14 protein-coding genes are annotated in these 12879 nt (G+C 57.8%); 10 read left to right on the top strand and 4 right to left on the bottom strand.

The window, feature by feature from the left end:
* Window positions 1-234: 234 nt before the first annotated feature.
* Window positions 235-717 (bottom strand): bacterioferritin, encoded by a 483-nt coding sequence (bfr, locus tag V1278_RS15020; RefSeq protein WP_334362650.1) that lies wholly within the window; start codon window positions 715-717, stop codon window positions 235-237.
* A gap of 639 nt (window positions 718-1356) precedes the next feature.
* Between bfr and V1278_RS15015 the strand changes: the two genes are divergently transcribed.
* The 5 genes from V1278_RS15015 (at window position 1357) to V1278_RS14995 (ending at window position 5100) form a co-directional block, all read left to right on the top strand.
* A complete protein-coding gene (locus tag V1278_RS15015; RefSeq protein ID WP_334381292.1) occupies window positions 1357-2109 on the top strand; it encodes a cupin domain-containing protein in 753 nt (250 codons plus the stop codon).
* 112 nt (window positions 2110-2221) lie between these two features.
* Window positions 2222-3067: an NAD(P)H-binding protein gene (locus tag V1278_RS15010; protein WP_334381291.1), complete on the top strand. Its 846-nt coding sequence runs from the start codon at window positions 2222-2224 to the stop codon at window positions 3065-3067.
* A 942-nt stretch (window positions 3068-4009) separates the two neighbouring features.
* The gene (locus tag V1278_RS15005; protein ID WP_334381290.1) at window positions 4010-4252 is read left to right on the top strand and encodes a hypothetical protein; all 243 of its coding nucleotides are present in this window, start codon (window positions 4010-4012) and stop codon (window positions 4250-4252) included.
* 249 nt (window positions 4253-4501) lie between these two features.
* On the top strand, window positions 4502-4789 hold the full coding sequence (locus tag V1278_RS15000) for a hypothetical protein (RefSeq protein WP_334384337.1): 288 nt from the start codon (window positions 4502-4504) through the stop codon (window positions 4787-4789).
* Between the two features lie 176 nt (window positions 4790-4965).
* The gene (locus V1278_RS14995) at window positions 4966-5100 is read left to right on the top strand and encodes a hypothetical protein (protein ID WP_334381289.1); all 135 of its coding nucleotides are present in this window, start codon (window positions 4966-4968) and stop codon (window positions 5098-5100) included.
* A 340-nt stretch (window positions 5101-5440) separates the two neighbouring features.
* Here the strand turns inward: V1278_RS14995 and V1278_RS14990 are convergent, their stop codons facing one another.
* Window positions 5441-5737 (bottom strand): HU family DNA-binding protein, encoded by a 297-nt coding sequence (locus V1278_RS14990; RefSeq protein ID WP_334381288.1) that lies wholly within the window; start codon window positions 5735-5737, stop codon window positions 5441-5443.
* Between the two features lie 538 nt (window positions 5738-6275).
* Between V1278_RS14990 and V1278_RS14985 the strand changes: the two genes are divergently transcribed.
* On the top strand, window positions 6276-6902 hold the full coding sequence (locus tag V1278_RS14985; RefSeq protein ID WP_334381287.1) for a tyrosine-type recombinase/integrase: 627 nt from the start codon (window positions 6276-6278) through the stop codon (window positions 6900-6902).
* Window positions 6903-7041: 139 nt separating this feature from the next.
* On the opposite strand, the gene V1278_RS14980 is transcribed toward V1278_RS14985, so the two are convergent.
* Window positions 7042-8457 carry a cytochrome P450 gene (locus tag V1278_RS14980; protein ID WP_334381286.1) on the bottom strand — a complete coding sequence of 472 codons (1416 nt, stop codon included), beginning with the start codon at window positions 8455-8457 and terminating at the stop codon, window positions 7042-7044.
* A 509-nt stretch (window positions 8458-8966) separates the two neighbouring features.
* On the opposite strand from V1278_RS14980, the gene V1278_RS14975 reads away from it, so the two are divergent.
* Window positions 8967-9173, top strand: a complete 207-nt coding sequence (locus tag V1278_RS14975; RefSeq protein WP_334381285.1) for a hypothetical protein — start codon at window positions 8967-8969, stop codon at window positions 9171-9173.
* A gap of 117 nt (window positions 9174-9290) precedes the next feature.
* On the opposite strand, the gene V1278_RS14970 is transcribed toward V1278_RS14975, so the two are convergent.
* The gene (locus tag V1278_RS14970) at window positions 9291-10202 is read right to left on the bottom strand and encodes a LysR family transcriptional regulator (RefSeq protein WP_334356867.1); all 912 of its coding nucleotides are present in this window, start codon (window positions 10200-10202) and stop codon (window positions 9291-9293) included.
* Window positions 10203-10319: 117 nt separating this feature from the next.
* Between V1278_RS14970 and V1278_RS14965 the strand changes: the two genes are divergently transcribed.
* The 3 genes from V1278_RS14965 to V1278_RS14955 all read left to right on the top strand — a co-directional run bounded on the left by V1278_RS14965 (window position 10320) and on the right by V1278_RS14955 (window position 12848).
* On the top strand, window positions 10320-11252 hold the full coding sequence (locus tag V1278_RS14965) for a ring-cleaving dioxygenase (protein ID WP_334381284.1): 933 nt from the start codon (window positions 10320-10322) through the stop codon (window positions 11250-11252).
* Window positions 11252-11917 carry an alpha/beta hydrolase gene (locus V1278_RS14960; protein ID WP_334381282.1) on the top strand — a complete coding sequence of 222 codons (666 nt, stop codon included), beginning with the start codon at window positions 11252-11254 and terminating at the stop codon, window positions 11915-11917. Before V1278_RS14965 ends, V1278_RS14960 begins: the two co-directional genes overlap by 1 nt.
* Window positions 11918-12209: 292 nt before the next feature.
* Window positions 12210-12848 carry a hydrolase gene (locus V1278_RS14955; protein WP_334381281.1) on the top strand — a complete coding sequence of 213 codons (639 nt, stop codon included), beginning with the start codon at window positions 12210-12212 and terminating at the stop codon, window positions 12846-12848.
* The last annotated feature ends 31 nt before the right edge of the window (window positions 12849-12879 follow it).

Here is a 12879-nt window from a genome sequence, read left to right as displayed (position 1 = left end):
AACGGCCAAGGGTGCACTAAATTGAATCACGAGGTCCGTTCCGGGTCAAAATGCGAAGAACTCAACGTGAGCAAATCTAGTCGGCCATGCCCCACTAAGCGGACGTCAATCAGGCGCGCCGCCACTTCGCGGATGGGCCAACAACGGACATTCCTCATCTGGCTCTGGCTCGCGAGAGCTATCGATAGTTGGCCGAGTCTGGCTTGGCTGCTCGCATGTATCGACCTCAACACCTCAGTCTTCGCCAAGTTCTCCGATATGATGTTGGGCATAGAGCTCGGGGCCGATCTTCGTGACGAGATCGACCTGGGTTTCCAGAAAGTCGATGTGCTCTTCCTCATCGTGCATCAGGGTCTCAAACAGGCTTCGTGTCCCGTAATCTTTGACCGAATGGCAATGGGTCGCGGCTTCAGCGTAGAGGGAGTGCGCTGACAACTCGGCCTTCAAGTCGCTATCGAGCACAGCCTTCACGGTTTTCCCGATATGAAGGGACTCCAGCGTCTGCATATTGGGAAATCCATCGAGGAAGATGATGCGTTCGATGAGCTTGTCAGAATGCTGCATCTCTTCAATGGATTCCTTGCGCCATGTCTTGGCGAGCTCTTTGTAGCCCCAATTGTCGAGCAGACGGTAATGCAGCCAGTACTGGTTCACCGCGGTGAGTTCGTGGCGCAGCGCTTTGTTGAGGTATTCGATAACGTCTTTATCGCTCTTCATACTCTGCTCCTTTCGCGGGTGCGACTTTGAGTGATTTATCCACGCTCTAGCTTACCACACACGGCAGGCTCAAAAATCGGGAAAGCGGACGCGGCCGCCTCGCACCGGCTCGCCGTTCAGCGGGATCCCTGCTTTCGCAGGGAAAAGTATCGACTACAAACGGCGCAGGAAAAAACAGGAGAGTTCTGTCCATGATCGAGGGGATCAGCGCAGTCACACTGTGCACCCGCGAAATGCGACGAGCTGTCCGGTTCTACCGCGCGCTAGGGTTCGAGGTCCTGCATGGCGGCGAGGAGTCATCATTCACAAGCTTTCGAGCGGGACGAGCTATCTCAACCTCATCGCCCAACCTACCGAGCGGCGCTGGTCCTGGTGGGGCGGGTAATCTTCTACGTCGCCGATGTTGACGCACTTTACGACCGTGCGCTCGTACGGGATTGCAGCCAGCTACCGTGCCCCGCGACGCCGAATGGAGTGAGCGCTTCTTCCACCTCGTCGACCCCGACGGCCACGAACTCAGTTTCGCTCGGCCTTTGCACCCGGATTCCGTCCAATAGCAGCCCAAAGCGAACCGCCATTCCAAGAGGCGCCGGGAGGGCGTATGGTGCTCCGATTTTCCGCTGACCCTGGGAGGCAATCATGCAGTTCAGGACAATCGGACTAATGTTGCTCGGCGCATTGGCGCTTCCCGCCTCCGGGACCGCACAAACCACCCCTGCTCCACCGGCAATTACACGAACGGTGGTCGCCGCAACCAAACTGGCGACCGTCACGGACGTGCCGCTCTATTTCAAAGCGGTGAGCGTCACCCTTCAACCGGACGCGATGAGCGCCATCTCGGCGGCCGACGGCATCCTCTACCAGATGTCAGGTACGACCCAGGTCGCGCTCGATGGTGGGGCAAAAAGGCTCAACCCCGGTGAGGGGCTGTTTATCGCCCGCGGAAAGATCGCGGCGCTAAGGGCAGGCGCCAACGGGCCATCTACTTTCCTCCACTTCTTGCTCGCTGCCGCCGCAGACCTGGATCGGCCTGCCGAAGCGGCACCTGCGGCCGTGACAGAATTATATCGCTCAGCGAACCCAATTCCCGACCTGAAGCCAGGTAGTTATGATCTCAATCTCACGCGAGTCATATTTCCGGCGGGGATGCCCTCCAACCCGCCACACCATCGGTCGGGCGCGGCGCTATACTTTATCGTCTCCGGCACCGGGGCCAACACGGTCGATGGCAAGACGGAAACAAGGGGACCGGGTTCCTTGATCTATGAACCGTACGCCCTCGTGCACCAATGGGGAAACCCAGGCAACGAGCCGTTGATATTCCTGGCCTTCAACATCAATCCGGAAGGTATGGCAGCCGTGCTTCCGAGCTCGCCTGCAAAGAATCAATAGCGACTTTGTTCAGGAAGTTGGGGGGCTTGCTGAGACAGAAGGGCCGTCACCCTGACATCAGCTTCGGCTGGGGCTATGCTACGGTCTCTCTGAGCACCGAGAAAATCAAAGGATGGCAACGAACGGTCGCACCGTCACCGTGTTCGGCGGAACCGGCTTTCTCGGCCGCCGCATCGTTCGGCATCTGCGCTCTCGCGGATTTCCCGTTCGGATCGCGTCAAGGCATCCGGATCAGGGGCACAGGCTGTTTAGTCGTGATGATCCGCAACTTCAATCCGTAGGGGCCAACATTCACGACGAGCGATCAGTCGCGGATGCGCTTGCCGGCGCCTGCGGCGTTGTAGATGCGGTAAGGCTTTACGTCGAGCACGGACAGGAGACTTGTCATTCCGTTCACGTCGATTCTGCCCAACGGGTAGCGGCTCAAGCGCACCGTACCGGAGTCGATCGGCTCATTCACATCTCAGGTATCGGCGCCGATGCCGTTTCGCAATCACGGTACATCCGAAAGCGCGGCGAAGGCGAACTGACGGTCCGGGCCGCGTTCGTCGAGACACCTTTCATCCGCCCGGCCGTGATGTTCGGACCGGATGACGCGTTTCTCACGACCATCCTCAAGCTCCTCCGCCACCTTCCAGTCTATCCGATGTTCGGCCGCGGCGTGACCAGATTGCTGCCGGCCTATGTGGAAGAAGTGGCGGAGGCGATTGCTCGGGTCATGCAGCGAGCAGAGACGCCTTCGACTTCGAGTTCGGCGGCCCTCGCGTCTACACTTACGAGGAGTTTCTCAGAGCCGTTGCGCACCAGGCTGGACCCGACCGATTCCAATCCCGCTTGCCGTTTGGCATGCACTTGCGTGGGCGTCCGAAATGTTGCCGAGTCCGTTCCTCAGGCGCAATCAAGTGGAACTGATGCAGATCGACACCCTGTCTTCGCCGAAGATGCCCGGATTTGGTGAACTTGGGATTTCGCCGCACTCGGTCGAGACCACACTCTAGGAGATGCTGTCAAATTGCGGATGAGGAGGCTCCTCGGTCAATCCGCTTCAACGGATGACGGTGTCACGCGCTACATCCGCCGGCATTCCGCATTGGGTCTTGGCTGTGTGAAAACGCGAAGACGCTCAATCGCGATAGAAGAAGTTATTCGTCCAAGACCGCTTTAGGCCTTCAATTCGAAAGCGCATTCAATTTAGAAATCGAACTGAAGAATGTCATTCTCGTCGCTCTTCGATTTTTTTGCGTTTTTACACAGCCAGGGTCAAACTCTGAAGTCCGAATGCTCAACAAGGAGGTCGGCTTTGCTCTCAATAACGGACATCAGCCAAGCCTGTCAGGTCCGAAAAGTGCCAGCAACGGACTCCTGCACCGCAGCAAGCAGCACCTTTTTCGGCGCGCCACGGCGCCACAGTTCCTACGGCCGGATCGACGCGAGTGGGTCGCTCATGTGGAGGTCAGGATCTCGCCGCCGGGCTTGTTACTTCGCGAACGCACCAGAGCGCGCCATGGTCACCTCGCTATTCTTTCAAGTGCAAAACCAGGCTAGAACCATATCACAGGAGGGTGATATGTAGAGGCCTAGGCCACCGATGCCCTTCTTATAGAAGTTGCCGTCCTCGAATACGATGTCCCACTGGTAGCTGTTAGCCACAGCTTAGTCTCATACGCGGCAGCAAGATTCTCCTGTTCGACATGATCTTTGCTGTAGATTGCGGGATCGCTGAATATTGTCGAGCTAGGCGGCCCTCAATTTAATTTAGAGAACCGCTCGCGTGTGAACCGGTTGCCCCACCCTCATCCTCCCGATGGCGCGCATAAGACATGATTTCGCGAGCGTAGTCTAGTTGCGATTCGGTCCCGGCGGGAGGATGCTCTCGGCTGTGAGCACAATGGAGAGCAGCATGAGCAAGGCAGGTCTCGACAATCGGCACCGCAACAAGGATGGCGAAATTAGCGGGAAATACGGAAACACCCTTGTCCGCACGCTGCGAAAAATTTACGGACAGGGTTTTGCCGCCGGGTATCCGGAAACCACGCAACTCAGCGAGGTAATGCTTCAACTCAATGAGACTTCGCTAAGCCAGCTCCGCCGCGATCACGAGACGCACCATTTAAAGCAAAAGATCGCTCGTGTAGCGGAATAAAGACGCCGGCTTGTCAAACTGGGGTTGAAGTTGAGGGCACAAAAATGAACCAGGTGAATGCCAGGCACGAGATTATTCGGGAATGGCGTTCGCTTCCGAAGGATCTGAGAGAAACGGACGAACAAGCCGCAGCGTTCGCGATGCAGATAAAAGACAAATACAAATTCTCTAGCGGCAGCACTGACCCTTACCAAACCGTCAGAGATTGGCTGCTGCATTACCTATCGATTACGCGCCGGCTGGAGCGAAATGCTGAAAGCGAAAATGAGCGGCGAGAAAAGCAGCGATGCCGACCTCTCGGCTGCTGAGCGGAAAACTCTCAGAAGCCGCGAGGCAGAAGAAGCCATCGCGGAGCATGAAAGCGCTCAGAAGGCATTTCATGAAAATCGGGAGCGGCTGCGGGAAGAACGTCTCAGGCGGGAAGCAGCCGCGGGGCCGATGCTTTATCCGGCCCCAGAGCTTCCAGGCGACACCCCCGTCGAGAACGTCCGATTTACCACCAGGATACGGGGAAAACACTCCATGCCGCGGGCTTGAAGACGATTGGGGACGTGCGTGAAGTTTCCGACGCTGCGCTGCTTAGCCTGCCAGATTTCGGCAGCGGTTCGCTATCTTATCTTCGTGAGGCCCTTGGTCTCCCGTCAATCGATGCCGTGCGTCCAAAGATCAAAAAGCCAACCTGATTTGCGAGAATTGCTAAGCCGCTCGGCGGCTTGCGCTGGCAGGTTGTGCCCACGGCCCTCGGCCGTTACCTGAGCGATCCCGATCGCAAAAGGCCGATCGCGCAGACCATGATGAAGATGAAAAAAATTGCCATCGCCAACCTCGACAAGGCATATGCCGGCTGATCCCCGAAAAATCTTCACGGGACATGGCGACCGGTTCCCCCAGAATTCGGATGGATAGCAACGATCTCCAAGCCTAGCCGCTCCGACGAAGGCGGCCTAAAATCACTGTCTGTTCACGGAGAACGAACAGAGTCCGTATTTTTACGGTCAGACAATCGTAAATAAAAAACAGAAGGCCACGCGGGCATTACACCGCATGGCCTTTGCGAGGCTGTCTCCCTAGGCCCTCCAGAGATTCCGTCTCGGGGCGCACAGCGTGCGGGTGGAGGTGTCTGTCTAGGGTGTGATGGAATTACCCACAGTTCAGACAAACGAACACGCCTCGACCAACCCGCCCGCTTCAAACAGCGTCTTTAGCAACCTTCAGGGGTGACGACTTGACCGACTTGCTGGCTGGCTTGGCCGCGAACTCCATAGGCTCTTTCGTGAAAGGATTTACACCGCTGCGGGCTTCAGTAGCAGGCTTGTTCACGACCGACATTTTGACGAAGCCGGGAATGACGAACTCGCCGAATTCATTCAGCTCCTTATAGCCTACAGTCGCCATCTGCTCGATGACGGCCTTTACGTCTCCCTTAGAAACCTGCGTTCCCTCTGCAATTGCATCAATCAACTGATTCTTGGTCATCTTGGCCATGATGGATTCCTTTGCGGAGGCTCAGAACAATCTAAAGCGCATGAGCGACGCAGAGTGCGTCACTCTGCTTAAAACGCGGCAAAGCCACGCAGCTCGCTTCTCGTTCATGCCTATGGTCATGAAGTCACCGGGCTTAAAACCTATCGAGGCCCAAAACGCAAGGAGCAACTCGGCGTGTATTCCATACCTGGCTTCTACTCACCTACGCTTTCCTTTGATGAACCATCGCCCAAATCTCCGCTTCGGATTAATGGCCCACAGGCGTGACAATCAAATTACTGCAGGTGCCATTGCGCGTGCTAGACGTACCGAAGCGATTACACGGTACGTGCCAAATCACTTCTCTTAGGACCTAACGAACTGATCGAATGATATTGCCTGTTGGCACTTAGCTGACACAGCTTTTCAGCGAACGTCCGCTTTGCGCCAAACCTGTCGTCCTGAAATCGCAGCTGGGTGAGATGAAGACGCATTCGTCGCTATAATACCGTGCTCGCTATTGAGCGACGCGGCCGGGCGGGTTGGCGGAGAACCCACCATGCACGTTCGTCCTGTTTGCAAAAGCCGTCCAATACCATGGAATAAGGGGTTGCTCGTCGGCCAGAAAAAGCCTCTTCAGCCCAAACACGTTTGGTCCATTCGCGTTCGATTGGAGGTCGCCCAGATGTGGCGAGACCTTTCCCTGTTCAATCTGGCGATAGATAGCAAACTTCGCGCTTGTGATTTGGTCAAACTGCGTGTCGACGAAATATGTTCGAGCGCTAGGGTCCGAGTTCGAGCGACGGTCGTTCAAAAGAAGACAGGCCGACCCGTGCAATTCGAGATTACGGAGCAGACAAGGACTTCCTTGGAGATTTGGTTACGATCGATCCGGACGACCGGCTCTCGATATCTCTTCCCCAGCAGACTGCATGCACGCCCTCACCTATCCACCCGACAATATTCTCGACTGGTGCATCGCTGGGTTGATGGCATCGGTTTGGAATCAATCTCCTATGGTACCCATTCGATGCGGCGTACGAAGGCCACTCAGATCTACCGCAAGACAGGCAACCTTCGCGCTGTTCAACTCCTCCTCGGCCATACGAAGCTGGAGAGCACCGTCCGATATCTTGGAATTGAGGTGGATGACGCTCTAAATATTGCGGAGCAAATCGAGCTCTGATCGTCGACCACCGGCAGCACGAGCGGTGGTCGCTTCCGCGCCAAGACCGGACGCACCGGTCCGGCGTAGCAAGTTCGGCCGCAGCTTCTGCAAGCTCTGCTGGCACGTCGAAGGAGCAATCAACGACGCTCGATCCCCGTCAATTTAGCACCCGTAGGCGTAGCGGCACGGAACTCGGCTTCATGGTAAAGGAAAAGATCTCACGAACCTCGCTCGGGTCGCCGACGAACTCGATCGAAAAGTTTCGTGACAGCATAGAAAGCACCATCCGAATCTCACGTATGGCGAGCGACCTTCCCGGGCAGACTCGAGGGCCTCCACCGAACTGGGTAAAGGCCTGACGGGAGGAAGTCCCCTCGGCTCGGCGCGACCATCGGCTAGGCTCGAACGCCTGGGCGTTGGTGAAGTACTTGTCATCCATCATAGCTGGCCGCGCGCAAAGAAATACCTGCGTACCCGCGGGCAATAAGATGCCATCTAGAACGAAGTCTCGATTTGTTTCTAGACCAAGCAGCGGGGTAACTGGCTTGAAGCGCATAGCCTCAAAGGCGACCCCATCGAAAAGCGTCAACTTTGCTGTTGTTTCGTAATCCGGAGCGATTGCGGCTTCGCCAAGCGTTTCCTTGGCCTCACCCCGAAGCAAGGCCTGCAGGTCGGACCGTTGCGAGAGAAAATATAAGGTCCACGCCAGCGCATGCGCCGTGGTGTCTTCGCCAGCAAGAAGGAGCGTCAATACGTTCGCATAGACGTCTCTATCCGTAATGCCAGAGTTTGGCTCAGCCGCGGCGCTCAACATCGATTGCAGCAAATTCTTTGGAACACCGGACTGAGCTTTCAGGTCCGCGTGAGCGCGGTTAATTATATTCTGGATGTGCGCTCGAATTTCCCCGAGCGACCGTTCTAGTTTTCGATCGCTCGGCAATCTCACGTATTGCCAGTAAGGCACCGGACTGAAGATTCGAGAGGTAAGCTTAGGAAAAATCACTCCAAGATGCCGTTGGACTGCATCCTCTTCACGTTCAAGTGTGTTGACATCCTGACCGAAGGATAAGCTCGAAGTTACATCGACGGTGTACCGGGTGAGATCCTCAACGACGTCTGTGACCCCGCCGATTTTCGCGACGCGTTCCCATCGGCTGCGCAGCCGCCCTGTGATCGTGCGGAGTGTCGGAAAGAACTCTGGCAGCTGGTTTGGAGCAAGTGCCTGGAGGATCAAGTTGCGTTGTCGAAACCAAGCCGCTCCTTCGACCGAAAATAGGCCGTTCAGACCCAATTCGTCGGCAACTGTCTGAATGGTCGATAGCCGCCGAAACGCCTCTGGTCTCTCGTGCAAAACAATGTCAGCGAGCTTGGGGTCTGAAGTAACCAAAACCAACTTTGAAAACATGCGAAAGGTGAAGGACTGTCCAAGCTCTGCTTCCCAGCTCTCAATGCGTCTATGCAACTCTTCAAAATTGAGTAATTGATGAAAATTGCCGACTAACGGCAGCCCGCGCGGTGACGGGAGATCCTCAAGGCGCCTAACAGAATCCGTCTCGGGTGAAGCTATCGCCAAGGTACCCTCCTCCGTTGCACGCTCGACTATATTAGACCGTTGCAACGTGGGAAGATCGGAGCTGAGTTGGCTTCCGTGCTTCCCTGCCCTTACACAAGGGCCGCCAGGTCAGTCGGGGTGCAGTTCGAACTAGTGTCACTGTTCCCCGTTCTGAGCGCCCGATGGCGCGTTGGGGAAGCTCTATGGAAGTTGAGACATCGGCCCTTAGAAGGCACTGTAGCTCTTAGTAAGCTGCTCATTTGTGAGCTGACTCACACGGTTCTTCTCTCGGCTGTCCGCTTTGCGCCAGAAGAGGTCGTTCGCCAGAGGGCAGCTTATGACCCACACCGAGGCGTTTGACAGTTCAGGTCGGATTCTGTTGGGCGACTGGTACTTCGCTTCAAATTGCCGCCGCTAAGGCGCCCGCGGCTATGTCGAAGATGGTGGCTGACTGTGAAGTACTTTATATCCCTGTGTTCTCGGCCCAGGCTAAGATTGGGTAAGGCTTCTTACTTTGAAGGAGGCATCCGATGCTCGCGACAATCAAATGGAACTCCCGATACAACGTTCGCGAATGGATGATGATGGCTGGAGCTCTCGTCGTCCAACTCAGCGCACTGAATGCGTTACGACAGAGGGGTGAAAGCAAACCAAGGCGGCCGCTCTGGAAACACTTCGACGACACCCATCATTGGGACTCAACCGCGGAGGAATGGGTGCCCAACGTTGATCAGTGATCGTGCAAGGTGTTAGGCGTCCCGAAGGCCAGATTCCAAGACTTCAAGATCCTCTCGCCGACGGGCCAGTCGAGGGCTTGCGGTCGCGTACCTAGGCTCGTTCGATCGGATGATGGATCATGGTTCTACTAGATCCCCTGGTGGCTGGCTCGCGAAGCGTTCGACCAGAAAATCGATGAAAAGTCGCACCTTGACTGCCAAGTGCCGCGTCGGTGGATAGATCGCGTAAAGGTGCAGTGGCGGTGCCTGATATCCTTCGAGGAATCTCTGTAGCGCGCCTTCGCGCAGGGCATCGCCGGCGATGAAGGTCGGCAGCAACGCAACGCCCCTGCCCGCGATCGCGGCGTCGCGCAGCACCTCGGCGTTGTTGGCGCACAGCGTCCATTCCGGCTGAACCCAGTGGTCCCCATCGGGGCCAGTCAATTTCCACTGATTGCCGGTCAGCAGAAAGCCATAGGTCAGCAGCGCGTGACTCCGCAATTCGTTGGGATGTTTCGGCGTGCCATACTGCTCAAGATAATCCGGCGCCGCGCAGATTGCCCGATCGATCGCCAGGATCTTGCGCGCAATCAGGCTCGACGATTCAAGATCAGCGATGCGCAAGGTGACGTCATAACCACCCTGCACCGGATCGATCTGCTCGTCGCTGAGCACAAGGTGAATACGGAGCTCTGGATACAGCGCCATGAAATCCGCGACGGCCGGGCCAAGCTGGAGCGTGCCGAAGGACATCGGCGCATTGACGCGCAACAGGCCGCGCGGCGTCGCCTGCGCCTGCGCGACGGCGTGATCGGCTGCGTCGAGGTCGGCAAGAATCACGAGTGCGCGCTCGAAATAGGCCTGGCCGTTTTCGTTCGGGCTGGCGTGCCGGGTGGTGCGGTTCAGGAGTTGTACGCCGAGGTCCTGCTCAAGATCGCTGACATACTTGCTGATCGCTGAGCGCGAGAGCCTGAGTTGCCGGCCGGCTTCCGAGAAACTGCCGAGTTCGACCACTTTGACGAAGGCGCGGAGGCTGCTGAGCTTATCCATGATTGTCATCAAATCATAGACAGTCATGTCATGAAAGACCGGATTGTCTTTGAATTAGCCTACGCCAATTATCCCTGACAACGGAGGCCGGGCGCCTCCTAATCCAGGAGAAAGACCTTGTCAGGCATCCATCATGTCACCGCCATCGCAGGTAACGCCCTGCGAAACTTCGACTTTTACACCCGGTCGCTCGGTCTCCGCTTCGTCAAGAAGACCGTCAATTTCGACGACCCCGGTACCTATCACTTCTATTACGGCGACGAGACCGGCCATCCCGGCACAATCCTCACCTTCTTCCCGTGGGAAGGCGCAGCGGCAGGCCGCGGCGGTGTCGGCCAGACCCAGCAGACCGCGTTCCGCGTGCCGGCTCGCTCGCTCGGCTATTGGACGCACCGTTTCATTGAAAAGGGCATCGCCCACGAGGCACTGGAGAAGCGCTTTGGCGAAGCCGTGCTGCCCTTCACCGATCCGGACGGCATGAGCCTCGCACTGGTCGGCGTCCCCGGCGCCGAGAACGAGGCCGGCTGGAGCAACGGTGACGTGCCGGGGGAACATGCGATCCGCGGTTTTCATGGAGTCACGCTGCTGCTTGAGAATGCCGCCAAGACCAGTTCGATCCTGACCGACGTGTTCGGCTTCAAGGAAACCGTCCGCGAAGGCTCAATCATCCGTCTCACGGCGGACAATGCCGCCGGTGGCATCGTTGACATCTATGAGGCAAAGGGTTTCCTGCCCGGACGCCAAGGCGCCGGCTCCGTGCATCACGTCGCCTTCCGCGCCGCCGACGACGCCGACCAGGCCGAGATGTCGCGCAAGCTCGTGGAGACCCACGGCCAGCATCCGACTGAACAGAAGGACCGCAACTACTTCCGTTCGGTCTATTTCCGCGAACCCGGCGGCATTCTGCTCGAAATTGCCACCGACATCCCCGGCTTTGCCGTCGACGAGCCTGTCGAGTCGCTCGGCGAACATCTCAAGCTGCCGGCGTTCCTCGAGCCGCACCGCAACGACATCGAAGGAGTATTACCGCCATTGGAAAGGGCTGCGTAATGAGCAACGACCTCACCTTTATTCACCGCCTTGAGCCGGGCAACCGGCTAGAGGCACCGCCTCTCCTGCTCCTGCACGGCACCGGCGGCGACGAAAACGATCTGCTGCCTCTCGGTCGGGCCGTCGCGCCCGCCGCACCGCTGCTGTCAGTGCGCGGTCAGGTTCTGGAGCAGGGCATGCCGCGCTTCTTCCGCCGGCTGGCCGAAGGCGTGTTCGACGAAGACGACGTGCGCCGCCGCGCCAACGAACTGGCGGATTTCGTTGTCGCCGCGCGTAGTCGCTACGGCCTCGCGGCGCCGATCGCACTCGGCTACTCCAACGGCGCCAACATCGCCGCCGCGGTCGTGCTGCTGCGCCCGGACGTGCTCGCGGGCGCCATCCTGCTCCGGGCAATGGTGCCCTTGCGCCAAGCGCCGACGACCGATCTCGCCGGCAAGCCTGTACTGATCGTGTCGGGGAAATCGGATCCGATCATTCCGCGCGACAACTCGGCACGTCTCGCCACAATGCTGCAGCAGGCCGGCGCCGAGGTGCAGCACCGTACGCTGCCAGTCGGACATCCGCTTTCGCAGGCTGATCTCACCCTGGCAAAGGCATGGGTACAAGGTCTACGGCACTTCTCGGTCCGGCGTGATCCTGAAAAGCCTGTTGCGGCGTCCGGTTAGGAAAATCGATGGCTGAGATGTCCAACGCCGATATGGGGACGCTGTTGCCTACTGAACGACGCTCCGCTGCTTGCCACACGTTGTTCGTCGCTTCCCACTCGCAAGAAATCTGCGTAAGCACCGCGTAAGCAAAAAGATGCACGTAGAGCGCCACCCTCCGAAGGTGGAGGTCAGGTTCGAATCGTGTCGGGTGCGCTGGAGAGGAGGAAACAGGAACCGCTATGTGATTGTGTCTGATATAGGTTTAAATCATCAATGACGACCGCTTCACTTCGTCTCGAAGGAGAACAACGTGGCAAAGACCCAGCCCGAGCCCGTCCGCGACCCCAAGGCAGATCATCTTCTGACCCCGCAAAACTGCGTTCTGGTTCTGATCGACTACCAGCCTGAGCAATATTCGACCGTGACCTCATCCTCCCGTGAGGAGATCACCCTCAATGTGGTTGCGCTGTGCAAACTCGCGCAAGCCTACAATATCCCCGTGGTGCTCTCGACGGTCGCAGTGGACATGGGCGTGAACGAAGGCACGATTCCGGCGATCCGCGAGGCTCTGCCGGGAGTGGAAGAGATCGACCGCACGGGCGTCAATGCCTGGGAGGACGAGGACTTCCGCAAGGCCGTCCAAGGCACGGGGCGGCGCAAGGTCGTCATCGCCGCGCTTTGGACCGAGGTCTGCCTGACCTTTCCGACCCTCGACATGCTGGCCGAAGGCTACGAGGTCTATCCGGTTGCCGACGCTGTGGGCGGCATCTCGCCCACCGCACACGAGCGCGCGTTTGACCGAATGATTAAGGCGGGGGCAAAACCCATCACTGCGATCTCCTTCGGCTGCGAGATCATGCGCAACTGGGCGCGCGGAGATTCGGACAGTCTGCGACACGTCATGCGGTGGTATTTCCCCGAGCATCGCCGTCTGCACAAATCAGCTTGAGGGACGCGGAGGTTGTGCTGCGGGCATGATG

Source organism: Bradyrhizobium sp. AZCC 1577 (assembly GCF_036924575.1).
In the GTDB taxonomy this organism is placed as follows: domain Bacteria; phylum Pseudomonadota; class Alphaproteobacteria; order Rhizobiales; family Xanthobacteraceae; genus Bradyrhizobium.
This window is presented reverse-complemented; position numbering and strand designations above follow the sequence as displayed.